The 22,325-nt window shown below is 62.8% G+C and carries 20 protein-coding genes; 7 read left to right on the top strand and 13 right to left on the bottom strand.

What is annotated here, in order from left to right; genetic code table 11:
* Nucleotides 1-13: 13 nt before the first annotated feature.
* The gene (locus P3T25_RS04945; RefSeq protein ID WP_429357620.1) at nucleotides 14-583 is read left to right on the top strand and encodes an FUSC family protein; all 570 of its coding nucleotides are present in this window, start codon (nucleotides 14-16) and stop codon (nucleotides 581-583) included.
* On the opposite strand, the gene P3T25_RS04940 is transcribed toward P3T25_RS04945, so the two are convergent.
* Nucleotides 580-1,533: an AraC family transcriptional regulator gene (locus tag P3T25_RS04940; RefSeq protein WP_429357619.1), complete on the bottom strand. Its 954-nt coding sequence runs from the start codon at nucleotides 1,531-1,533 to the stop codon at nucleotides 580-582. The two genes, P3T25_RS04945 and P3T25_RS04940, sit on opposite strands and share 4 nt — an antisense overlap.
* A gap of 117 nt (nucleotides 1,534-1,650) precedes the next feature.
* On the opposite strand from P3T25_RS04940, the gene P3T25_RS04935 reads away from it, so the two are divergent.
* Nucleotides 1,651-2,007, top strand: a complete 357-nt coding sequence (locus tag P3T25_RS04935) for a carboxymuconolactone decarboxylase family protein (protein WP_154561807.1) — start codon at nucleotides 1,651-1,653, stop codon at nucleotides 2,005-2,007.
* Between the two features lie 25 nt (nucleotides 2,008-2,032).
* Here the strand turns inward: P3T25_RS04935 and P3T25_RS04930 are convergent, their stop codons facing one another.
* Entirely contained in the window at nucleotides 2,033-3,082 is a 1,050-nt protein-coding gene (locus tag P3T25_RS04930; RefSeq protein ID WP_429357618.1) for an aldo/keto reductase, read from the bottom strand.
* Between the two features lie 338 nt (nucleotides 3,083-3,420).
* On the opposite strand from P3T25_RS04930, the gene P3T25_RS04925 reads away from it, so the two are divergent.
* The 3 genes from P3T25_RS04925 (at nucleotide 3,421) to pdeR (ending at nucleotide 10,533) form a co-directional block, all read left to right on the top strand.
* Entirely contained in the window at nucleotides 3,421-3,612 is a 192-nt protein-coding gene (locus tag P3T25_RS04925) for a hypothetical protein (protein WP_154561803.1), read from the top strand.
* A gap of 198 nt (nucleotides 3,613-3,810) precedes the next feature.
* A complete protein-coding gene (locus tag P3T25_RS04920) occupies nucleotides 3,811-8,289 on the top strand; it encodes a DEAD/DEAH box helicase (protein ID WP_429357695.1) in 4,479 nt (1,492 codons plus the stop codon).
* 240 nt (nucleotides 8,290-8,529) lie between these two features.
* A complete protein-coding gene (pdeR, locus tag P3T25_RS04915; protein WP_154561799.1) occupies nucleotides 8,530-10,533 on the top strand; it encodes a cyclic di-GMP phosphodiesterase in 2,004 nt (667 codons plus the stop codon).
* 111 nt (nucleotides 10,534-10,644) lie between these two features.
* On the opposite strand, the gene P3T25_RS04910 is transcribed toward pdeR, so the two are convergent.
* Both P3T25_RS04910 and P3T25_RS04905 read right to left on the bottom strand, forming a co-directional pair.
* Entirely contained in the window at nucleotides 10,645-11,532 is an 888-nt protein-coding gene (locus P3T25_RS04910; protein ID WP_154561797.1) for a crotonase/enoyl-CoA hydratase family protein, read from the bottom strand.
* A gap of 454 nt (nucleotides 11,533-11,986) precedes the next feature.
* Nucleotides 11,987-13,450: a M20 family metallopeptidase gene (locus tag P3T25_RS04905; RefSeq protein ID WP_154561795.1), complete on the bottom strand. Its 1,464-nt coding sequence runs from the start codon at nucleotides 13,448-13,450 to the stop codon at nucleotides 11,987-11,989.
* 164 nt (nucleotides 13,451-13,614) lie between these two features.
* On the opposite strand from P3T25_RS04905, the gene P3T25_RS04900 reads away from it, so the two are divergent.
* Nucleotides 13,615-13,935 carry a superinfection immunity protein gene (locus P3T25_RS04900; protein WP_154561793.1) on the top strand — a complete coding sequence of 107 codons (321 nt, stop codon included), beginning with the start codon at nucleotides 13,615-13,617 and terminating at the stop codon, nucleotides 13,933-13,935.
* A gap of 38 nt (nucleotides 13,936-13,973) precedes the next feature.
* Here the strand turns inward: P3T25_RS04900 and P3T25_RS04895 are convergent, their stop codons facing one another.
* Nucleotides 13,974-14,393, bottom strand: coding sequence for a winged helix-turn-helix transcriptional regulator (locus P3T25_RS04895; protein ID WP_154561791.1), 420 nt, complete (start codon nucleotides 14,391-14,393; stop codon nucleotides 13,974-13,976).
* 84 nt (nucleotides 14,394-14,477) lie between these two features.
* On the opposite strand from P3T25_RS04895, the gene P3T25_RS04890 reads away from it, so the two are divergent.
* The gene (locus P3T25_RS04890) at nucleotides 14,478-14,795 is read left to right on the top strand and encodes a DMT family transporter (protein WP_120345089.1); all 318 of its coding nucleotides are present in this window, start codon (nucleotides 14,478-14,480) and stop codon (nucleotides 14,793-14,795) included.
* A 40-nt stretch (nucleotides 14,796-14,835) separates the two neighbouring features.
* On the opposite strand, the gene P3T25_RS04885 is transcribed toward P3T25_RS04890, so the two are convergent.
* The 8 genes from P3T25_RS04885 to P3T25_RS04850 form a co-directional block, all read right to left on the bottom strand.
* Complete coding sequence (locus tag P3T25_RS04885; protein WP_429357617.1) at nucleotides 14,836-15,108, bottom strand: YodC family protein; 273 nt, start codon at nucleotides 15,106-15,108, stop codon at nucleotides 14,836-14,838.
* Between the two features lie 485 nt (nucleotides 15,109-15,593).
* Complete coding sequence (locus P3T25_RS04880) at nucleotides 15,594-17,156, bottom strand: MFS transporter (protein ID WP_429357616.1); 1,563 nt, start codon at nucleotides 17,154-17,156, stop codon at nucleotides 15,594-15,596.
* Between the two features lie 32 nt (nucleotides 17,157-17,188).
* Nucleotides 17,189-17,827 (bottom strand): TetR/AcrR family transcriptional regulator, encoded by a 639-nt coding sequence (locus tag P3T25_RS04875; protein WP_154561787.1) that lies wholly within the window; start codon nucleotides 17,825-17,827, stop codon nucleotides 17,189-17,191.
* Nucleotides 17,828-17,890: 63 nt separating this feature from the next.
* Nucleotides 17,891-18,733: an isocitrate lyase/PEP mutase family protein gene (locus P3T25_RS04870; protein WP_429357615.1), complete on the bottom strand. Its 843-nt coding sequence runs from the start codon at nucleotides 18,731-18,733 to the stop codon at nucleotides 17,891-17,893.
* Between the two features lie 181 nt (nucleotides 18,734-18,914).
* Nucleotides 18,915-19,340 carry an OsmC family protein gene (locus P3T25_RS04865; RefSeq protein ID WP_054035350.1) on the bottom strand — a complete coding sequence of 142 codons (426 nt, stop codon included), beginning with the start codon at nucleotides 19,338-19,340 and terminating at the stop codon, nucleotides 18,915-18,917.
* Nucleotides 19,341-19,608: 268 nt separating this feature from the next.
* Nucleotides 19,609-20,163 (bottom strand): carboxymuconolactone decarboxylase family protein, encoded by a 555-nt coding sequence (locus tag P3T25_RS04860; RefSeq protein ID WP_154561783.1) that lies wholly within the window; start codon nucleotides 20,161-20,163, stop codon nucleotides 19,609-19,611.
* Nucleotides 20,164-20,191: 28 nt separating this feature from the next.
* The gene (locus P3T25_RS04855; RefSeq protein ID WP_429357694.1) at nucleotides 20,192-21,214 is read right to left on the bottom strand and encodes an aspartate aminotransferase family protein; all 1,023 of its coding nucleotides are present in this window, start codon (nucleotides 21,212-21,214) and stop codon (nucleotides 20,192-20,194) included.
* Between the two features lie 231 nt (nucleotides 21,215-21,445).
* The gene (locus P3T25_RS04850) at nucleotides 21,446-22,300 is read right to left on the bottom strand and encodes a MurR/RpiR family transcriptional regulator (protein WP_408517054.1); all 855 of its coding nucleotides are present in this window, start codon (nucleotides 22,298-22,300) and stop codon (nucleotides 21,446-21,448) included.
* Nucleotides 22,301-22,325 lie beyond the last annotated feature (25 nt).

Genomic DNA, 22,325 nt, shown 5'->3' with positions numbered 1-22,325 from the left:
TCCTCCCCCTCCAATGACCGCTCCCGACGAATCAAGACGTGAAGCGCGGACGAACGCCGCCAATTCGCTGTTTGCTTTTCTCAAGGCGCTGCCGCTGGGCGACCGGCTGGCCGAAGGCAGTGTGATGGCCGCGCAGGCGGTGGCCGGCGGCAGCCTTGCTTTCGTGATCGGCCGTTGGCTGCATACGGAGCAAGCTTTCTGGGCCGCGATTACGGCGATCGCGGTCAGCCAGCACAGTTATATCGACACCCGCAATCTGTCGCGCGATCAGTTCATCGGCGCGATGGTCGGAGCCGTTTGCGGGCTCATCGGCGCAACCCTCGGCGGTGGCTATCTCGCCGCTTACGCCGCCACCGTTGCCGCGGCAATCGTGATTTGCTGGGTCGTGAACGTGGGCAGCGCCGCGCGTCTGGGCGGCATTACGGCGACCATCATGCTGCTGGTGCCGGGCGTCGGTTCGCCGTGGGACAAGGCCTTGCTGCGCCTCGGCGAAGTCACCTTGGGCACGGTCTGCGCACTGCTGGTGACCTTGATCATGTCGAGAATAGAGAAGCACTGGTTCGGCAGAACCGACAAAGCCTAGCCGGATTTCTGATCGTTCTCTTGCGGTTGACGCCGGTAACGCCCCGGCGTCGCGCCGACGCTCTGCTGAAACGCCTTGCCGAAGGCGGCTTCCGATTGATACCCCACTGCCTCACCGATCTCCGCGGCGCTGCGCTGCGTGCGTAGCAGCAGATCGCACGCGATCGTCATACGAATCTGCGTGAGGAAGTCCATCACCGTCATACCCGCACGCTCGTTGAAATGGCGTGCGTAAGTCGCGCGGGACATCGCCGCGCGTTCACCGAGCTCGGCAATCGTCCACGCCCGCTCGGGGGCATCCAGCATGCCCTGTACCGACGCACCCAGACGCGTATCGGCCAGCAGCGCCAGCACGCCTGCGCTCGATGCATTCTGTTCGCCATGCACGCGCAAAGCCATCGCGAAGAGCGCGTGGCTCAATGCGGTGACGATCGCGAGCGCGCCGGGCTGACGTTGTTCGGCTTCGGTTCGCATCAACGCAATCACTGTCTGCAACGCGCCGAGCGTTTGCACGCCGCCGAGCGACACATGAAATGGGTCGGGCAGCGCGTTGAGCAACAACGCGGAGGAACCGGGCGCGTAGACGAACCGGCCGCATAGAAGATCGAGATCGGCGCCGCCCTCGTGCTCGTCATTGCGCTCGTCATTGCGGCGCAACGGCAGCATGCCGTCATGACTCAACGTCAGCGGCGCGGTGGCAGCCGCTCGCCCGATATCGCGCACCCGATGCGCGGCGCCACGCGGGAACAGCATGAAATCCCCCGCCTGCAGCGCAACCTGCGCGCCACCCGCAGTCTCGACGACGCACGCTCCATCCAGCACCAGATGAAACGGTGCAATGCCCGCCTCCATCGGCGCGTGATCGATGTCGAAGCCGCCCGTGAGCAGGCAACGCAGATCGAGGCTGGCTTGCGGCCGGGCGAGGTCGATCAGTCGGCTGAGCGTATCCATGAGACGGTCGCGCTAAAAGTTGAGCGAATCGAGTATTCAGGATATCGCGGCACAGCGCAATACTTTGCCTAACGACACCGGCACCCGCCGGGGCGTGGCAAACAAAGGAGCACTGTCATGTTGAACTGGATCGATTACCGCAAGGAACTGTTCGGCCGCATCGGCGAGATCGCCAAACTGTCGCCGGATACGGTGAAGGCCTATCAAACGATGTCGAGCGCGGGCCAGAAGGCCGACCTTCTCGGTGCGAAGACGCGCGAGCTGATTTCGCTTGCGGTGGCCGTGAGCTTGCGATGCGACGGCTGTATCACCGTGCACACTGCCGAAGCGCTGAAACATGGCGCGACACGTGAAGAGATCGCCGAAGCGCTCGGCGTGGCGGTCGCCATGAACGCGGGTGCCACCATGGTGTACTCGGCACGCACGATGGACGCCGTCGCCGCTTATCAGGCGGATAGCAAGCAGGCAGATTGAGGGAAGCGGCGCCCACTACGCGCCGTTACGCCGAATGACGCGCCTCTTCAAGCTGCTTGCGGCGCACTTCGCCCTGGCGTTCCAGCATCCAGCCCGGGTACTCAGCCGGCAGCGTGCTGACCTGATCGAGCTTCGCAAGCTCGTCGGCGGTCAACGCGACGCCGGTGGCGGCAATGTTGTCGTCGAGTTGCTCGACTTTCTTCGCCCCGACGATCACCGAGCTCACCACGCGTTGATGCAGCAGCCACGCAAGCGCGATCTGCGCCACCGACACTTTCTTCGTCTCCGCGATATCGCGCATCACGTCGATACAGTCATAGGCGCGCTCGCGATTGACCGGGGGAAAATCGAAGGTCGTGCGACGGCTGCCCGCTTCGCCCTGCTGCTCGCGCCCATATTTGCCGCTCAGCAAGCCGCCCGCGAGCGGACTCCACACCATCAATCCAAGCCCTTCGCTGTGCAGCATCGGCACGAGTTCGCGTTCGAGGTCGCGGCCCGCCAGCGTGTAATACGCCTGGAGCGATTCAAAGCGCGCGAGGCCGAGGCGCTCCGCAATGCCCAGCGCCTTCACGATCTGCCACGCGGCCCAGTTCGACACCCCGACATAGCGCACATGGCCATGCTGAACCAGCGTATCGAGCGCGCGCACGGTTTCTTCGATCGGTGTGGCCGGATCGAAACCGTGGATCTGATACAGGTCGACGTGATCGAGTTGCAGGCGCTTCAGGCTCGCCTTGATCCCGTCGATGATGTGATAACGCGAGGCCCCGCGCGCGTTCGGAAACGCTGCCGTCTGGCCGAATACTTTGGTTGCGACCACAACCTTGTCGCGCGGCACTTTCAGGTTCTTCAACGCCTGGCCCGTGATCTGTTCGGACAGGCCATCGGCATAGACGTCGGCCGTGTCGATGAAATTGATGCCCGCATCGAGCGCCCGGCCGACCAGCCGCTCCGCGTCCCCCTGCTGCAGATCGCCGATCTGCTTCCAGATGCCCTCGCCACCACCGAAGGTCATCGTGCCCAGGCACGGCTCTGAAACAAACACACCGGTACGGCCTAACTGGTTGTATCGCATCGTCGAGACTCCATCGTGGATTCGTGAATCGGTGAGCCGTACAGAGTACTGCACCTGGAAAATTTCGACAGGACCCGGCGTGAGTTCTGACCAGCCATCCGGCGAACGTATGTTTCAAACCACTTACGGTTCCCGCAGTAGTTACCGCAGCTTTTTTGGCCCGGAAAAATTTCCTTCTTTGCCAAAAGCGAGGCGCCATGCGGGTCTCCGGCAAGCGTCGGCGATGCGCAACATACCCGTAATGTTATGCCGGGGGCATTTGGAAAGTTCTGGTAAGGCGTGTATAAGTCTGACCATTCCGCTCGTATGGTGCAGTGCCTTTAACAAGGACCGTGCGTATGAAGAAGAAGAAAACATTTGGAATCGGCCTCGGCAGCGTCGTGCTGCTCTCAAAGGCATTCACCCCTTCAGCGATGGCCGCGTGCAGCAATACCGCGCCGCCGAGCAACACCACAGTCACCTGCACGGGCACCGGCCTCGCCGCCGTCGTTGCGCAAACCGGCAGCACAGGCATGCGCTGGGTCTGGTAGTTTCGCGCCGTGCTGTGCGGTGCAGCGGGTGCTGTGCGGGCCGCACCCGCAGTGATTGCCGCCTTATTCCGCGCGATAGCCGCCACCCAGGCATCGGCAAAGCCGCCGAAAACCTGCCAGACTGATTGTTGATCCTTGAAACAGGCCGGCGCTTGCCGCCCTCTGGATATGGCACACCGCGTCCCCATCTATGCCAGCATGACTTCGGCCTCGACATCCGCCACCGCCCTGGACGCGCGCTCTGATTCTTCGCGCTTCGATGCGGCATTGCAGGCAACTTCAGATGCTACTTCGGGCCACGCTTCGGCCCCCGCTTCAGGCCCTTTCACGCCCGGCGCGCTGGATGATTTCCATCCGGCAGTAGCCAGTTGGCTCCTGAAGACCTTCCCCGCCCCCACCGACGCCCAGGCTGCCGCCTGGCCGCAGATTCGCAGCGGACGCTCGACCCTGGTGGCCGCGCCCACCGGTTCGGGCAAAACCCTCACCGCCTTCCTGTCCGCGCTCGACGAACTCGTCCAGCAAGGCCTGGCCAACGGCGGCGCGTTGCCGGACGAAACCCTGGTGGTCTACGTCTCGCCGTTAAAAGCGCTCTCCAACGACATCCGCATCAATCTGCAAGTGCCCTTGCAAGGCATCGCCGCGGAACTTGAGGCGCGCGGCCTGCCGCCGCTCGACATCCGCACCGCTGTACGCACGGGCGACACCACGCAGCAGGAACGCAATGCGCTGAAAAAACGCGCGCCGCATATTCTCGTGACCACGCCGGAATCGCTGTACGTCCTGCTCGGTTCGGATTCCGGCCGACGCATGCTGTCGACGGTGCGCACGGTGATCGTCGATGAAATTCACGCGCTCGCCGGCAGCAAGCGCGGGAGCCATCTGGCGCTCAGCCTCGAACGGCTCGATGCGTTGTGTCAGCGGTGCCTGCCACGGATCGGTCTGTCGGCGACGCAAAAACCGGTCAGCGCAGTCGCGCGCTTTCTGGTGGGCGGTGCGAGCATCGAAAGCGATATTCCGGCGGACTGCGCGATCATCGACGTGGGCCACATTCGCGAGCGCGATCTCGCGCTGGAGATTCCGCCCGTGCCGCTCGAAGCGGTGATGCCGAACGAAGTGTGGGAGCGCGTCTACGATCGCCTCGCCGAACTGATCGCGACGCATCGCACCACGCTGATTTTCGTCAACACGCGCCGCATGGCCGAACGCGCCGCGCGTCATCTGACCGAGCGGCTCGGCAAAGACGTAGTCGCCGCGCACCACGGCAGTCTCGCCAAGGAACATCGTTTCGACGCGGAGGAGCGCCTCAAACGCGGCGAGTTGCGGGTGCTGATCGCGACCGCTTCACTGGAACTGGGCATCGATATCGGCGACGTCGATCTGGTCTGCCAGATGGGTTCGCCGCGCGCGATCGCGCCGTTCCTGCAACGTGTGGGGCGCTCGGGCCACCACGTGGGCGGCATGCCGAAGGGCCGGCTCTTTCCGGCTTCGCGAGACGATCTGATCGAATGCGCCGCGCTGCTCGATTGCGTGCGGCGTGGCGAACTCGACGCGCTGCGGATTCCGCGCGCACCGCTCGATGTGCTTGCACAACAGATCGTCGCGGAGGTATCGAGCACCGAATGGAGCGAAGACGCGCTGTTCGAGATGCTGCGGCGCGCGGCCCCCTACGCGGGCCTCGAACGCGAGCAATACGACGCGGTGCTGCGCATGCTGGCCGTTGGCTATACCAGCCGTAACGGCCCGCGCGGCGCCTATATTCATCGCGACGTGGTGAGCGGCACCTTGCGCGGCCGGCGCGGTGGCAAACTGGTCGCCGTGACGTCAGGTGGCACGATTCCCGAGAACGCCGACTATGCGGTGGTGCTCGAACCGCAGGCGATCAATATCGGCACCGTCAACGAGGATTTCGCCGTCGAGAGTCTCGCCGGAGACGTGTTTCAACTCGGCAATGCGTCGTACCGGATTCTGCGGATCGAGAGCGGCCGCGTGCGGGTCGAGGACGCGCAAGGGCAGCCGCCGAATATTCCGTTCTGGCTCGGCGAGGCGCCAGGGCGCAGCGATGAACTGTCGTTCGGCGTCGCGCGCTTGCGTGAGCAGATCGGGCGCCTGCTCGATGGGGAAGAGCTCTTGACGGTGCGCATCCAACGCGCAACCGACTGGCTCGTCGACGCTCTCGGTCTCGACGAAGCCGCCGCGCGGCAAATTGTCGACTATCTCGCCCGCGCACGCGCCGCGCTCAGCGTGCTGCCGACGCAAAACACACTCGTGATGGAACGCTTCTTCGACGAATCCGGCGGCACGCAACTCGTGATCCATGCGCCGTTCGGCAGTCGCGTGAACCGCGCGTGGGGTCTCGCGTTGCGCAAGCGTTTTTGCCGGACCTTCAACTTCGAACTGCAAGCCGCCGCTACCGAAGACGCGATCATCCTCTCACTGACCGGCAGCCATTCCTTCGTACTCGACGAAGTATGGCGATACCTCCATTCGAACAGTGCCGAGCATCTGCTGATCCAGGCGCTGCTCGACGCGCCGCTCTTCGGCGTGCGCTGGCGCTGGAACGCGACCACCTCGCTCGGCCTGCCGCGTTATACCGGCGGGCGCAAGACGCCGCCGCAATTGCAGCGCATGCGTAGCGAAGATTTGCTGGCGAGCGTGTTTCCCGAGCAGGCCGCGTGCCTGGAAAACATCGTCGGCGAGCGCGAACTGCCGCGTCATCCCTTAGTCGACCAAACCGTCGACGATTGCCTGCACGACGCGATGGACAGCGAGAGCTGGATTGCCTTGCTGCGTCGTATCGAACAGGGCGAAGTGCAACTGATCGCCCGCGATCTGCCGGCGCCCTCGCCGCTTGCCGCCGAAATCCTCACAGCTAAGCCCTACGCCTTTCTCGACGATGCGCCGATCGAAGAGCGCCGCACGCAAGCCGTGCAGAACCGCCGCTGGACCGATCCGTCCAGCGCCGACGATCTCGGCGCGCTCGATGCCGACGCGATCGACAGCGTGCGCGACGAGGCATGGCCGCAGGCACGCACCGCCGACGAGATGCACGAAGCGCTAACGGGTCTCGCCTGCATCACCGCGGCCGAGGCGCGCAATGTCGAAGACTGGCCGGCATGGCTCGCGTTGCTTGCCGAATCCGGTCGCGCGACCCGTCTGCGGATCGCTGCCGACGACGCACTGTGGCTGCCTGCCGAGCGCCTGACCTGTTTCCAGGTGCTCTACCCTGACGCCCGGTTTGAACCGCCGCTCACCGCACCAAACGGCTACACCGATACGTGGAGCGCCGACGACGCCCTGCTCGACGTGCTGCGCGCCCGGCTGACCGGCTTCGGCCCGCTGCCGGTGCACGCGATCGCGCAGGCGCTGAGGTTGCCCGCGGCACCGGTCGAACACACACTGACGCGCCTCGAAGCGGAAGGCTACGTGATGCGCGGCCGCTTCTCGCCGGGCGCGACCGAGGAAGAATGGTGCGAGCGTCATCTGCTTGCGCGGATCCACCGTTACACGGTGAAACGCTTGCGACGCGAAATCGAACCGGTGGAACGGCACGACTTCATGCGTTTTCTGTTCGAGTGGCAGCATTTGACGCCTGACGCCCGCAGCGAGGGACGCGACGCTTTAGCCGCCGTACTCGACCAGATGGAGGGTTTTCAGGCCGCGGCAGCCGCATGGGAAGAAGACATTCTGCCCACGCGCGTGAAGGCGTACGCGAACATTTCGCTCGACGAACTATGCCGTGCCGGCAAGATCGTCTGGACGCGCCTGACCGAGCGGGCGCGCGGTGCCGCGGGACCGGTGCGCAGCACGCCGATCGTGCTTTTGCCACGCGCACAGGTACGCGTCTGGCGCGCGCTGATCGACCCGTCGAAACAACCGGAGCTATCGGCGCGCGCGCAGAGCGTCCATGACACGTTATCGCAGCATGGCGCGATGTTCTTCGACGAATTGCTGGCCGAGGTACACGGCTTGCGCATGGAACTGGAAAACGCGCTGGGCGAGCTGGTTGCCGCGGGCCTCGTGAATTCCGACAGTTTCGCCGGCTTGCGGGCGTTGTTGAAACCCGTCGCCAAACGCAGTGCGTATTCCAGTAGCCGGCGTGTCAGGTCGAGTGCATTGATCGGAGGAATGGACGACGCGGGCCGCTGGGCTCTGGTTAGCCGGCAGCCCGTTGTTGCTGCAGCCGAAGCATCGCCGGCGCGCCGTCAGCAGTTCGCCCCAGAAGTACTCGAACATGTCGCCATGACGTTGCTGCGCCGCTATGGTGTGGTGTTCTGGCGTTTGCTCCAACGCGAGGCCGAATGGTTGCCGCCGTGGCGGGACCTGTTGCGCGTGTTTCAACGGCTCGAAGCGCGCGGCGTCATTCGCGGCGGGCGGTTTGTGAATGGCCTCGCTGGCGAACAATTTGCTTTACCGGAAGCGATTCCGATCTTGCGCGAAGTTCGACGGCATGCGAACGATGGTGCTTTTGTGTGTGTCGCAGGAACCGATCCTTTGAATCTTGCCGGTACGTTGCTGGTGGGTGAACGCGTGCCTGCTATTGCCGGGAATCGGGTTCTGTATCGCGATGGAATCGTTATCGCGACGCTTGTTGCCGGGGTTTTCTGGTTTGACCCCACGGTGGAAGCGATTCCCACAGAGCGGGAGCACGCCCGAAGCGCGTTGGCCCGGCGGTTTTGAGGCAGTCCTGAGGTAATTCCACAGCAGTTTCAATGCCGTTTCGATGCGATTTCGAGGCTTCATACCAGCGCGCACGCCAAAATAAAAGCCTTAAGACGAAGGCCATCACGACCGTTAATGTTTATAGGCCCGAACGCCAGCCGCTTCGCTACAATGGGGCCAGTCTTTAAGTATGATGAAGACTGTTTGCCGCCACCCCACCTTCATGGTTGGCTCATCGGCACACTGCCCGGGGATCTCATGAACGACGACCAACACGATCAGGTGCTGTTTGCCCAGTTCGGCACAAGCAGCCCTTGCTGGCGTCTGTCGAACGACAGCAACGCGCTGGAACTCACGCCCGTCACCGGCGACGTGCCGGCTAATGTCGCCATTCCGCTGAATCCCCAACAGGCCTCGCAGATCCGCTGCCTCACCGGTGTCACCTCGCACCTCATCCTCGACGTGCGGCTGTTCGGCGAACCGCTGCGTCTGCACCTCGTCGGTAAAAAACTCGCCAGCAATACGTGGGCAGGCACCGCCTCGGCCTACGACGATACGGAATCCGTCGCACGCGACCTCGTCCACGGTCTGTCTTTCGCCGAACAGGTCGTCTCCGAAGTCAATTCGGTCGTGGTCATCGTCGACAGGCACGGTCGCATACAGCGCTTCAACCGTCTCGCCGAGGAACTCACCGGCGTCAAGGAAGAAGACATCGTCGGCCGCAATGTGTGGGCGCTGTTCATGAGCACCGAGTCCGGCGCGGCGTCGAGCCAGAACATCACAGGTTTCTTCAATCGCGGCGTCTCGTACGAAGTCGAGCGGCGCGTGAAAACCCTTCGCGGCGAACGGCTATTCCTGTTTCGCAACAAGTTCGTTCACAGCGGCAGCGGCGTCGAAGAACAGTTTCTGATCTGCTCGGGCACCGACATCACCGAAGAACGGCTCGCGCAGGAACGTCTCACCGAACTGGCGAACACCGATTCGCTCACCGGCCTCGCCAATCGCAACGCGATCCAGGACAAGATCAGTGCCGCGATCGAAGCAGCCGCGCGAGGCGAATCGGTCGGCGTGCTGTTCCTCGACCTCGACAACTTCAAGAAGGTCAACGACCACTACGGCCATGTCTTCGGCGACCGGCTGATTCGCGATGTGTCGTCGGCCATCAGCACCTGCCTGAACGAAGGCGACGTGCTCGCGCGCCTCGGCGGCGACGAGTTCATTGTGCTCGCCGCCCAAGGCACCGCCCACGATCTCGAAGCCACCGCGCAGCGCATTCTCGAACGCCTGCGCACGCCGTTCAGCCTGGGGCTCGTCGAGGTCTACACCGGCTGCTCGATCGGCATCGCGCGCTATCCGGAACACGGCAACGACCTCGAATCGCTGATCCGTTCGGCGGACACGGCGATGTACGTTGCCAAAGACGAAGGCAAGCGCACCTATCGCGTGTTCTCGCCCGAGATGAACCGCAAGGTCGCCGAGTACATGTGGCTCGACACCAACCTGCGGCGCGGTCTCGAAGAGGGCCAGTTGACGCTGCACTATCAACCCAAGATCGTGCTCGCCACCGGCGTGGTGCAGGGCGCGGAAGCGCTGGTCCGCTGGAACTCGCCGGAGCGCGGGCAGATCATGCCGACCGAGTTCATCCGCTATGCGGAAGAATCCGGGCTGATCGGCGTGCTCGGCCGCTGGGTCATGGAAACGGCCGCGAAGCAAGCGGCCAAATGGAAGGCGGACGGCTACAACCTGCGCATCGCGATCAATGTGTCGGCACGGCAACTGGTCGACACCGCCGTGGTGCGGCATTTCAGCGAAGCGCTGCAGCGCGCGAATCTCGATCCGTGTCTGATCGACCTGGAACTCACCGAAAGTTGCCTGATCGAGGACGAAGCGGCGGCCATCGATCTGATCAAGCAGTTTCGCCAACTCGGGGCGCAGGTTCATCTGGACGACTTCGGCACCGGCTATTCGTCGCTCTCGCAGTTGGGCCGCATTCCGCTCGACGTCATCAAGCTCGACCGCAGTTTCGTCCGCTCGATCAATGCCGACACCAAAGCGCAAGCACTCGTGCGCTCCATGGTGGTGGTCGCGCAGGAGCTGAATTTCAAGGTGGTCGCCGAAGGCATCGAAACCGAATCGGAAGAGGTGTTCATGAGGGGGCTGGGCGTCGAATACGTACAGGGCTTCCTGTACGGTCAGGCCATGCCGGTCGCGGAATTCGAACGCTGGTTGCAGGATAGGCAGAAGCTCAGACTGATTGCCTGAGCTTCCACGCGCCCGAAGGGCGTCCCCCGCTCCGAAGGAAGTCCCCTTGGGGGATTGGGGGGTTGGGGGACCCGCCCGCGGCGGCTCGATATCCTCGAGACCCGGGGCGATTCAGGCGAAATTGGCCGCGCTGGAGGCCGTCTGGCGCAGGTTCGAAGTACGGCGGTTCTGCAGCATCACCAGCCGCTCCATAAAGACGAGGTCCTTCTCCTCGATCGTGAAAGCGGCATTCACCCAGTCCTCGGTAATTTCCATCAGCTCGGCGCGCGAGAGTTGCAGCACCCGCTGACGCGCCCGCAGCATCGCGCGGATCCCGTTCATCTTCGGCCGGAGCGTATCGATGAAGGTGCGCGTCGCCATATAGGCGTCGCCAGGCTCGAATAGCTGATCGACCAGTCCCTTGCCGAAGTGCCACTCAGCGGTGTGCGACTCGCCCATGCCGATCAGTTCCTCGGCCAGACGCATCCCCACCTTGCGCGCGACCAGAGAATAGCCGCCCATGCCCGGGAACAGATTGAACGCGATCTCCGGAAAGCCCATGCGTGCGTCGTTCTGCGCCAGCAGGAAATGATGCGCGAGCGCCGCCTCGAACCCTCCTCCAAGCGCTGTGCCCTCCACCATCGCGATTGAAATCGCCCCCGTATCGAAACCGCGCGCCGCCGCGTGCACGCAATCGACGCAGGCGCGCGCGTACGCCATCAGCGCCTGGCGCTTGCCGGCGCGGATCGTGTCGGCGAAGAAATCGAGGTCGCCCCCAACGTTGAACATGGTCGGAATCAACGAGCCGGTCACCCAGAAATCGATCGGCAAGCCGGACTCTCGTGCTGCCTGCGCGAGACCCAGAATGTCATGCACCAGATCGAGATTGAAACAGGGACGCGGCTGCGCCCGCAGCATCATCCACATGATGTTGCGGCCTTCTTCGTAGTAGGCGGAGACTTGCGACAAATTGCCGGCCTCAAGGAACGGACGGCAGGCGTGGTGATTATGCAGGTTCATTTTGAACGGTCCTTTTAAGGTTAAACACTGGCATTGCAATGCGAGCCTAAAGCAGACCGGAATCGGATGGGAGCGGGGTAACCAACAGATGAATGCAACACGCGCGTGAAGCCTCGCCAGATGGCGCTCTGCGGGGCGGCGAACGGACGGACAAAAGATGCTGCGGACGCAAACGCTTGCGCACCGAAGAAGGGCGAAATTAGCCCGCAAATGAGCACCCGGCCGCAATCAATTAGCGAACGAACAAAGCTTGAATTTCTTGCCGGATTTGAAAGAAAAAGAAATAGTCGTCGATTAGGTAATGCAATCGAAAATATAGCTTGCGGAGGCTTGTTTTTTTATTTGTGGGCTAACAGACGGACTATTCAATTCGCATATTTAAACGCGGGCGCTCCGGAGCGCCCGCTGATTCGCCTGGAACGGTATTGCAGGAAAGCTCGAGGCAAAACGCTCGTCAAGGCGCGGCCGCGATCACCTGAGCAACCGCTGCCGTCAGCTTCTTGCCATACGGCACGTGCAGGAACTCGTTCGGTCCGTGTGCATTCGACTTCGGCCCGAGCACGCCGCACACCATGAACTGCGACTTCGGGAAGCCCGACTTCAATACGTTCATCAACGGGATCGTACCGCCCTGCCCCATGTAGGCAACGTCCGCGCCGTAGTGCGTGCGCGACGCGTCGTTAAGCGCGGTGGCGAGCCACGGTGCGAGATCGGGCGCGCTCCAGCCACTCGCCGCGCCGGCGTCCGGTTTGAAGGTGACCTTGGCGTTGTACGGCGGATCGAATTCGAGCAGCGCCTTCAGTTCGGCGACGGCCTTTTCCGCTTCGATCAGCGGCGGCAGGCGCAGCGACAGCTTGAACGCCGTGCGCGGACGCAGCACGTTGCCGGCGTCGGCAAGCGCGGGCAAGCCGGCTGCGCCGGTCACCGACAGCGACGGACGCCACGTCGAGTTGAGCAAGGCTTCCTGCGGATCGGTGGTGGTGGGCAGCACCTGACGGCCGTCCTGGCCGCAGGCCCACGGCAGCTTCTTCCAGACGTCGTCGCCGAGAATCTGCGCGGTCGCTTCCGCTTCGCGCAAACGGTCCGCCGGGATCTGAACGTGGAAACCCTTCGGCAACAAGGTACCGTTGGCGGAGTCTTCGAGACGGTCGAACAGTTGCCGCATGATGCGGAAGCTCGACGGCGCGATGCCGCCGTAACCACCCGAATGAATGCCTTCGTCGAGCACCTGGACTTCGAGGTCGCCGGCGACCAGCCCGCGCAACGACGTAGTGAGCCACAGTTGATCGTAGTTGCCCGCACCCGAATCGAGACACACCACAAGCCCGACTTTGCCGAGACGTTCACGCAACGCGTCGACGTACGGCAGCAGATCGTAGCTACCCGATTCCTCGCAGGTTTCGATCAGGCCGACGCAGCGCGGACGCTCGATGCCTTGCGCGTCCAGCGCGGCCAGTGCCGTGATGCTCGCGTAGATCGCGTAGCCGTCGTCGGCGCCGCCGCGGCCGTACAGCTTGTCGTTTTCGAGCTTGGGCGTCCAGGGGCCGAGGTCGTTGCGCCAGCCGTCAAATTCAGGCTGCTTGTCGAGGTGGCCGTACAGCACGATGGTTTCTTCGCTGCCCGATCGGGTCGCGGCCGTTTCAAAGAAAATCACCGGCGTGCGGCCCGGCAAGCGGATCACTTCGAGCTTCAGGCCACGTACGGGTTGCTGTTCGGCCCATTGCGCCGCGTCGGTAATCACGCGCTCGAGATAGCCGTGCTTGACCCACTCGGGATCGAACGCCGGACTCTTGGCCGGCACGGCAATGTAGTCCGTGAGCGCAGGAACAATCTCGTCATTCCATTTACGGTCTACGAATTCGCGTAGCGTGTCCTGATTGATGCGCTGGGTCTGCTGGGTCGTATCGTCGGAGATCATGGTGGCGGTCCGTGGCGGTTCTGTTCAGTCGAAACGTCCATCATAGTCCTGATGCGCGATGCGCTGAACCCCCTCACCGCGCATGCATGTTTCAGCGCGACGCAGCGCAAAGAAAACAATCGCGCGACAATCGGGGGATACATCACGTCCTGAGGAGCCAGGCTATGGGTGGCAACATCGTGGTACAGGCCATCGCCGCGGTGCTCGCGCTGGCGCTGTATTTTCTGCCGAGCATTCTCGCGGACCGGCGCAAGCGTCATGACGTGCTGACGCTGGCGCTCTTCAACGCGTGCCTCGGTTGGACCGGCTTTGGCTGGCTGCTCGCACTCTACTGGTCGCTACAGCCCAACCCGCCGAAGAACGTGGCCGGCGAAGTTGTAGAGACGCGCAAGATCGTGCGGATGCGCGCATTCTCATCGGCGCTTCTGGTGCGCGTGCAAAGGCGGGCCGCGTCGCGTGAGCACCCGGAAAACAAGCAACCTTGATTCGACAACAATGGTGCGCAGCAACCGCGGGCAGGCAGCTAGCGGTGCGTTTGCTGCCGCGCGTCATAGCGCTCACGCGCAGCGTCGAGTTCGGCCGCGTTTTCCTCGGCCCAATGATCGAGCGTCACCAGCGCGTCACTGAGCGTTCGCCCCAGTTCGCTGAGCCGGTATTCCACGTGCGCCACCGCGCCCGGCTGCTCCTCGCGGATCACCAGACCGTTCCGCTCGAGTTCCTTGAGCGTCTGCGTCAGCACCTTTTGGGAAATGCCGCCGATCTTGCGCAGCAAGGCGTTATTGCGCATCGCGCCGGGCAGCAGCGCCGGCATGATGAGCAGCGTCCACTTTCCTGCGATCAGTTCGAGCGCGAGGCGCGACGAACAGGCGGCGTCGAAAACGTCACCGCGATAGGGCTGTTCGGTCGAGGCGAGGGACGCGTTGGCGGACTCGGGAAATGCCATGGTTACCAGTGGGTAAGTAATGGTGAGCGCATCACTATAGCCCTAAGCTGGCCGCTCATTAACCACTCACCGATAGGGCTCACGATGGCATGGCTCATTCTGCTCGCCGCAAGCGCGGTCGAAATCCTGATGGCGTTGGCGTTGAAATATGCAAATGGATGGACACGCTTGTGGCCGAGCATCGGCGGCGTTGCGGCCGCGCTCGGCAGCGTGTTTTTACTGACGCTGGCGATGAAGCATTTGCCGGCAGGTACGGCTTACGTGGTATGGACAGGGATCGGATCGCTTGGCATCACGGTGCTCGGCGTGATGCTGTTCAACGACCCGGTTTCGGCGCCCCGCGTGATCTGCATGACCTTGATCGTGCTGTCAGTGGCGGGGTTGAAACTGATCGACGGATAAACCGGCTCGCGGGGCTAGTACGTGCGGCGGGCCGCTTCTCTCAGGCCGCCCGGCCCATTCTGCCCCACATCACCGAACCGGCGGGAATCGAGCGCGGCTCGGCCCGCACGCTCTCGTGCGCGAACATTTCGCGGCGCAGTTCGCCATGTTCGTCGAACCACTCGCAAATCAGCCAGTCGCCAGGATTGAGCGCCACCGGTCCCGCATACGTCACCGTCATGCGCGGACCGCCTTCCTTCAGCGTGACAACATTGCCGACATTGAAGCGTGCGGCTGCCGGTGTTTCGAATACGTCAATGGTAGCGGTCAGCATATTCAATCCCCTACGGAACCCGTTGAGCGGAATAAAGTCATCGCACCGTGCTTTGCAACATAGAACCCTGCCGAATGAAAACTCTAAAAGTTGGCCAAGATTAACAATCGAAATTAACCACGGCAAGCGCTTTTTATTGATACCGTTTTCATTGGCACTGGAATAGGCTTTCCACCCCGGCTATCGATGGGTAAAGCCGGGGAAAACCCTTTATAACGACGCCAGGCCACCACCCGTGCGGCATTGCACGATCGCAAAACTTACGGCGGCAAACCCGGTCCGCAAGTAGAAAATGCGCACTGGATTTGTCATATCTACACTGCCACCGACAAACCCGATTCGGGTTTATTCTGATCACTCACACGCGGAATTACCTATGAACGGGAAACTCATCGGTAAATGCAGCCACTCCAAAACCAGTTCTGTTTAAAGTGCATAATAGTTTTTAGCGACCACCGTTGAAAACGATTTCCCGTCCGCTATTTTCAAACCGGCTGGGCAGCCCGGCGCAGTGCGAGTTGTTGATGCCGCACGAGCAGCACGCTCAAACCGATACACACAAACATCAGACACGCGTTGATCGCGAGGCTGTACTGGAACGCGTGCGCATAGGCAGCCGGTGTCTCGCGGCCGCCGATCACACCGAAAAACGCACCGCTGATGGCCGCCGTGCCGAACGCCGAGCCGATCTGCAAAGTCGACGACACCACGCCCGAGGCAAGCCCGGCCTTCTCCGGCACGACTTCCAGCAGCACGATGCGCATGATCGACGGCAGGAGCAGACCGTGACCGACGCCCGCGCACACCAGTCCGCAGTAGAACAACAGATCAGGCGTAGCGGCATGGGTCGCGGACCAGCCGGTGACCGTGAAGCCGACGGTCATCATCGAGAAGCCGAGCGCCAGCACGTGACCGCCGATGCGCTTGACCACCGCCGGCGACGTCAGCGGCCCGACCACGAAGCCGATCGCGAACGGCATGATGGCCATACCCGAAGCGAGCGGCGTCCAGTGCAAACCGGTTTGCAGGAAGATCCCATAGGTCAGGAAAAACGCGCTGTTGCAATAGAACAGGAACGCGAGCACGAGGCCCAGTGCGAAGGCCGGGTTGCGGAACAATTGCAGATCCACCAGAGGATGGCCGCCGCCGCGCTCGACGCGCCGCTCGGTCGCCACGAATAGCGCGAATACGGGGACTGCCAGCGCGAACATCACGAAGGTCCACGTCGGCCAGCCGGCTTCACGGCCGTGCGTCATCGGATAGATGACCAGCAGCAGCACCATCGAGAGGAGCGCGACGCCCTTCAGGTCGATGCCGGTGTTCGTGGCCGGCTGATTTTCCGGCACGAACTTCCATGTGCCGATGAAGGCCACGATGCCGATCGGAATGTTGATCAGAAAGATGATGCGCCAGTCGAGCCCGAACGGGTGATAGGTGATCAGCGCGCCGCCGCCTAGTTGCCCGACGATCGACGAAAGCCCGAACACGAAACCATAGAGGCTCATGACCTTGGTCTGCCGATGCAGCGGCACGACCGCACGGATGGTCGCGAGCACTTGCGGCGCCATGACCGCGGCGGCGATGCCCTGCACGATCCGCGAGATCACCAGCATGTGGCCACTGGTGGCGAAGCCGCACAGCGCGGAGGCGACCACGAAGGCCGCCATGCCCGTCATGAACATGCGGCGCCGGCCAAACAGATCGCCGAGACGCCCGCCCGTGATCAGCAGCACGGCATAAGCGGATGCGTAGGCGGACACCACGAGTTGCAATTGCGCGTCGGTGGCGTTCAGGCCGGTGTGAATCGACGGCAGCGCGAGGTTGACGATGAAATAGTCGAGCGGTGCGAGGAAGGCGCCGACGAACAGCACGGCGAGCGCGAGCCCCTGGCGCTCGAAGCCGGACGCAGCCTTCCCGGCACTGGTGGCCGTCGTACCTGTGGCAACTCCGCTGGCGGCCACCGCACCGACGCCTGGGCAAGCGGCAGCGGCTCCGCCTACCGGTCCAGCAAATGCCGCCGGAGTGGACTTGATCGGGTCTCTATTCATGACCGTTCGTTCAAAAATTAGGTAAAAAAAAATTAGACGAGCGCGCGCATGGCGACGTCCACGATTCCGATCAGCGCATCTTCCTTGTGGGCGACTCGCCCCAATACGCGCAGTCCTTGCATCACGCACAGGAGGAAATCGCCGACGGCTTTTTCGTCGAGCGTGGAATTGAACGCGCCGCTCGCCTGGCCGCGAATCACCGAGGCCGCCAGCAACGTCGCCATGCGGCGTTGAATCGCCGCGACGCGGGTACGCAGTTCCTCGTCCCCGGGTTGCATCTCCAGCGTGGTGTTGGTGATGAAGCAGCTACGCTCGCCGGTCAGCGCGCACGCGACCCGGGCGTAATGCAGCAAAGCGTTGCGCAGTGCCTCTTCCGCCGACACCGGTGCGTTCAACCGTTCGGCCAACCGGGCGACCGAACCTTCCGCGTAGTGATCGAGCGCGGCGAGCATGATGCCGTGCTTGTCGCCGAATACGCCGTACAGACTGCCTCGCAACAGGCCGGTAGCCTTGCAGAGGTCGTCGATCGAGGTGGCGTGATAGCCGTGATTCCAGAAAACCTGGCTCGCGCTCGTTAAGACGGTGTCCGTGTCGAACTCGCGCGGCCGCCCGCGAGGGCAGGCCTCACCCTCTTTTTTCGCGAATTGTTTCGAATTGCCAGATTGCTTCATCCGACGGATATTATGACCAACCGTTCAAGAAAGCAAGGCGAGATTCGAAACGGGCACGACCGTCTATTTGCCCCACTTCTGCGCAGCGCTCGTGAAGAGCTGGTTGATCTCGTTGCCGCTGGCGGCCTCTGTCGTGTAGTTGAAGGTGCCGTGATCGCGCATTTCGTGCGCGGCGCGGAGAAACGCGCCCAACGCCGCGCGCGCCAGCGAACCGCCCACACTGACACGCCGCACACCCAGCGCCTGCAGGTCCTCGAAACTGAGCAGGACGCCCTGCAAGCCCATTAGCACATTGACCGGCCGGTCGAGCGAGCTGACCACGGTGGCGATCTCTTCGCGCGTCTTCAGGCCGGGCGCATAAAGCACATCCGCCCCAGCCTCCTGGTAAGCCTGCAGACGCCGGATCGTATCGTCGAGATCGGGGCGGCCCACCAGGTAGTTCTCGGCACGCGCCGTCAGCGTGAAGGGAAACGGCAGAGCACGCGCCGCGACGACTGCCGCGCGCACGCGCTCCACGGCAGCCTCGAACGGGTAGATCGGTTCGTCCGCGCGACCGGTTGCATCCTCGATCGAACCGCCGACCACGCCCGCAGCCGCGGCCTGCCTGATCGTCTCGGCGCAGTCTTCCGGGCTGTCGCCGAAACCATTTTCCAGATCGGCGCTGACCGGCAAATCGGTCGCACCCGCAATTTCCGCGAGGTGCACCATCATCTGCGCGCGGCCGATGGCGTTATCCGGCAGGCCCCGCGAAAACGCGTAGCCTGCGCTACTGGTGGCGAGCGCCTTGAAACCGGTCAGCGCGAGCAGCCGCGCGGTACCGATGTCCCAGGGGTTCGGGATGATGAAGGCTTCGCCCGCTGTGTGATAAGACTGGAATTGCCGTGCTTTTTCGGTTTGCGTTGTCATCGACGGTCCCATTGAAGACGGCGACCGGCGTTTGCGCCCACGCGCTGCCGGATCGTCGTTGTGCGTTCGTTAAATGGCAAATAAGCAGCAAATGAAGGAAATGAACGGAGAGTGGCAGCCGGCGGTCCGGCTACCCCCGCCAGCCAGCCCTTCATCTGTCCGCAATAGCCGAACCGCGCGCTCAGGTTTCGAGCTTCGCGTCCATCGTGATGGTGGCGTTCAGCACCTTGGAAACCGGGCAGCCCGCCTTGGCGTCCGCGGTCGCCTTCTCGAACGCGGCTTTGTCGCCACCGGGAATTTTCACGGCCACATCCAGATGCACCGCGGTAATCGAAAAGCCGCCGCCGTCCTTGTCGAGCGTGACGGTTGCCGTGGTGCCGATACGTTCAGGCTTGATGCCCGCCTTGCTCAGTTCGGCCGATAGCGCCATCGAGAAACAACCCGCGTGCGCAGCCGCAATCAGCTCTTCCGGATTCGTGCCGATGCCGTCCGCGAAGCGCGTGGCAAACGAGTATTGGGTGTCCTTGAGAACGCCGCTGTCGGTGGAAATCGAGCCCTTGCCGTCTTGCAGGCCGCCTTGCCAGACTGCTGATGCCTTGCGCTTCATCGCTCTCTCCTGTTTGTGCCCTGCTTCGCACCGCTCCTCAACCCTACGTGATGCCGCCCACAACGGTCCAGCCCGGGTATTCGTAGTATCGGCATCGGTCGCGAGTGCCCCAAGGGGTATGTCTTCGGGGCGTGCCGCGCGGCGCAAGAGGTGCGGGCGTGGACCGAACTTCATCATAGGCGCTTCCGCGTGCCAGTGTCGTGACGGCGCCGGGATACGGTTCGCCGATGCGCGCCGCAGTCCGTGCAGCAGACTCAGGGCACAGCCGCTACTCGGCGAACGGCAAGCTCTCCTGCCCCACTGCGCGCATGTCGAACACGTTCAGTGTCATCGCCACCAGGGCGTAGTAACCGAGCAAGCCCACCAGGTTGATCACCACCTGGTGGCCGAAGCGCCCGACCGCCTTTCTATAGGTGACATCCGACACCCGTTTGGTGTCGTACAGTTCGCTCGCGAAGTCATGGATCAATGCGTCATCGGCATCCGCGAAGGAAGGCTGATGACCCTGTCGGATTGCCTCGGCATCCGCTTCGGCTACCCCGGCATCGAGAGCGATCGGATAGTGGATATACCACTCGGCCTGCGCCTGCCAGCGCGCCGCGGTCACCAGAATCGCCAGCTCCGACAGGCGCAGCGGCAAGCCGGTGCGATAGCGGCAGAACGCGCCGAGTCGCTGCGCCTGCTGCGCCAGCTCCGGACTATGAATCCAGCCCAGAAACGGCCCGTTCAGATTGCCGCGAGGACCGGACAGAATCTCGTCGAGTACGGCCTTTTGCTCGGCTGTGGCTTCAGATAGTTCGAAGTGAGGCAAACGCTCGGTCATCGCGGATCTCGCTGAAAGGGAAAGGGTGTCAGATGGCGATCAACGCGCCTTCGATCGCATCGGTCAAGCGGCCGATGATCTCGCCGATGTCGCGCGCCGTGCAGATGAACGGCGGCGCCAGCAGCACATGATCGCCGATCTTGCCGTCGACCGTGCCACCCATCGGATACACCATCAAACCACGCACGAACGCTTCGCGCCGGATCGCCGCGTGCAGTTTCAGCTTCGCACCGATCGGTTGATAGCCGGCGCCGAGCCCCTTGGCAATCGTGAGGATGTCCGGCGCGACGCCGTCTTCTTCACACGCATACAGGTAGCCTGTGCGGCCCATTCCCGACATGATCTCGTCGAGGATCAGCAGCACGCCGTAGCGATCGCACACCGCGCGGATCTTGCGGAAGTATTCCCGCACCGGCGGCACGGCGCCGGCCGTTGCGCCCACCACCGTTTCCGCAACGAATGCCGCTACCGTGTCAGCGCCGAGTTCGAGAATCTTCTGTTCGAGTTCATCCGCGAGACGCTGCGCGAACTGCTCTTCGGTTTCGTCGATGCGCTGCTCGCGATACGCGTAACACGGGCTCACGTGATGCGCTTCGATCAGAATCGGCAGAAACGGCTCGCGCCGCCACGCATTGCCGCCGATCGCCAGCGCGCCCAGCGTGTTGCCGTGATAGCTCTGGCGACGCACGATGAAATGACGGCGCTGCGATTCGCCCTTCTCCACAAAATACTGCCGCGCCAGTTTCAGCGCCGCCTCCATCGCTTCCGAACCGCCCGACACGAAGTACACGTGTTCGAGCCCTTGCGGTGCGCTCGCCACCAGGCGGTCGGCGAGTTCCTCGGCGACCAGGGTGGTGAAGAACGACGTGTGCGCATACGGCAATTGCTGCGCATGCCGCTTGATCGCGTCGATCACACGCTGGTTGCTGTGGCCGAGGCACGAGACGGCTGCGCCGCCCGAGGCATCGATATAGCGCTTGCCGGTGGAATCGATGATCTCGATGCCGTCGCCGGCGATAGCCACCGGCAGTGGCTGCTTTGCTCCATGTATTCGGCGAACACCGGTCTGGCGAGTTCACCCAGCCGGTAACCGATGTCATACGGCTCACCGCCCATCTGAAAGATGGCTTAAATTCTGCTTCGACACCACGGCTCGCATCCATTCAACAATTGGTACGTATTTATACTTCTGAACAACATTTGTTGTAAAACAATGCGATGGTGAAGCAAACGGAGCGTCTGCGCTCCGTGACACGCTGCTGCCTGGTTCAGAGGAAAAACTTCAAGGTACGTACGCGCCCTTTTCATGCAGCGACTGCTCGGCGATGCCGAGTTGCTCGACGGCACCCGCCCCTTCCAGCGCAAGCAGATGCGCGACCAGCGATTCGGCAATCGCCGTGGCCGCCACCAGCGATGGAAAGAACGACGGGCTTTCGTGCGAAAAAATCAGCACCTTGTCGGCATTCAACGCGATCGGCGAAACCGCGCTATCCGTGATTGCAATCAGCTTGCTGCCCTTTTCTAGCGCGGCTTCGGCCACGCGTGCCGCTTCGACTGAATAGGGCGCGAAGCTGATGACGATGGTGGCGCTGTCACGCGCGACCGTTCGCAGTTGCATCTCGAGCGTGCCGGCTTCGCCGTTGAGCAGCGACACCGAAGAACGAAACAGCCGGTAGCCGTAGACAAGGCCAAACGCCACCGCATAACAGGAGCGAAAGCCTGCTACATGCACATGCGGCGCGCGCCGCAACATACGCGCCGCTTCCACTATCACGCGGCCGTTATGCGCGGCGGTGACCTCAAGATTGTGTTGTTGCGCGACCAGCAGGTCACTGGCCAGCGCATCTTTCGATTTGACGAGCGAACGGGCGCGACTGGTGAGCGGCTCGGGCCGCGTGCGCACGCGCGCGACGAACAGGTTGCGCAACTCGTTCCAGCCGGGAAAACCCAGTTGCTGCGACAGACGCACCAGCGAAGCCGGCTGCACCTGCGCGCGCTCGGCCACTTTGCGCATCGACGAGACCGCGACTTCATCGGGATGATCGAGCAGGAACCCTGCTCCCATCTGGAACTGCGGACTCAGTTCGGAGAAGCGCGCCCGGATCAGGGCGGCGAGCTGGTCAAAACTGTCTGGCATGCGATATACCGGGCGAACGGTCGAT

The organism is Paraburkholderia sp. GAS32 (assembly GCF_050434225.1).
GTDB lineage: Bacteria > Pseudomonadota > Gammaproteobacteria > Burkholderiales > Burkholderiaceae > Paraburkholderia > Paraburkholderia madseniana.
Note: the sequence above shows the minus strand (reverse complement) of the source record. Positions and strands in the feature narration are given on the sequence as shown.

Bases quoted from the DNA above. Each gene is read 5' to 3' on its own strand.
- P3T25_RS04935 (WP_154561807.1), top strand. From the start codon at position 1,651: ATGTTGAACTGGATCGATTACCGCAAGGAACTGTTCGGCCGCATCGGC.
- P3T25_RS04870 (WP_429357615.1), bottom strand. From the start codon at position 18,733: ATGACAACGCAAACCGAAAAAGCACGGCAATTCCAGTCTTATCACACA.
- P3T25_RS04895 (WP_154561791.1), bottom strand. From the start codon at position 14,393: ATGGCATTTCCCGAGTCCGCCAACGCGTCCCTCGCCTCGACCGAACAG.
- P3T25_RS04900 (WP_154561793.1), top strand. From the start codon at position 13,615: ATGGGTGGCAACATCGTGGTACAGGCCATCGCCGCGGTGCTCGCGCTG.
- P3T25_RS04920 (WP_429357695.1), top strand. From the start codon at position 3,811: ATGACTTCGGCCTCGACATCCGCCACCGCCCTGGACGCGCGCTCTGAT.
- pdeR (WP_154561799.1), top strand. From the start codon at position 8,530: ATGAACGACGACCAACACGATCAGGTGCTGTTTGCCCAGTTCGGCACA.
- P3T25_RS04905 (WP_154561795.1), bottom strand. From the start codon at position 13,450: ATGATCTCCGACGATACGACCCAGCAGACCCAGCGCATCAATCAGGAC.
- P3T25_RS04880 (WP_429357616.1), bottom strand. From the start codon at position 17,156: ATGAATAGAGACCCGATCAAGTCCACTCCGGCGGCATTTGCTGGACCG.
- P3T25_RS04925 (WP_154561803.1), top strand. From the start codon at position 3,421: ATGAAGAAGAAGAAAACATTTGGAATCGGCCTCGGCAGCGTCGTGCTG.
- P3T25_RS04850 (WP_408517054.1), bottom strand. From the start codon at position 22,300: ATGCCAGACAGTTTTGACCAGCTCGCCGCCCTGATCCGGGCGCGCTTC.
- P3T25_RS04875 (WP_154561787.1), bottom strand. From the start codon at position 17,827: ATGAAGCAATCTGGCAATTCGAAACAATTCGCGAAAAAAGAGGGTGAG.
- P3T25_RS04945 (WP_429357620.1), top strand. From the start codon at position 14: ATGACCGCTCCCGACGAATCAAGACGTGAAGCGCGGACGAACGCCGCC.
- P3T25_RS04860 (WP_154561783.1), bottom strand. From the start codon at position 20,163: ATGACCGAGCGTTTGCCTCACTTCGAACTATCTGAAGCCACAGCCGAG.
- P3T25_RS04885 (WP_429357617.1), bottom strand. From the start codon at position 15,108: ATGCTGACCGCTACCATTGACGTATTCGAAACACCGGCAGCCGCACGC.
- P3T25_RS04930 (WP_429357618.1), bottom strand. From the start codon at position 3,082: ATGCGATACAACCAGTTAGGCCGTACCGGTGTGTTTGTTTCAGAGCCG.
- P3T25_RS04940 (WP_429357619.1), bottom strand. From the start codon at position 1,533: ATGGATACGCTCAGCCGACTGATCGACCTCGCCCGGCCGCAAGCCAGC.
- P3T25_RS04865 (WP_054035350.1), bottom strand. From the start codon at position 19,340: ATGAAGCGCAAGGCATCAGCAGTCTGGCAAGGCGGCCTGCAAGACGGC.
- P3T25_RS04910 (WP_154561797.1), bottom strand. From the start codon at position 11,532: ATGAACCTGCATAATCACCACGCCTGCCGTCCGTTCCTTGAGGCCGGC.
- P3T25_RS04890 (WP_120345089.1), top strand. From the start codon at position 14,478: ATGGCATGGCTCATTCTGCTCGCCGCAAGCGCGGTCGAAATCCTGATG.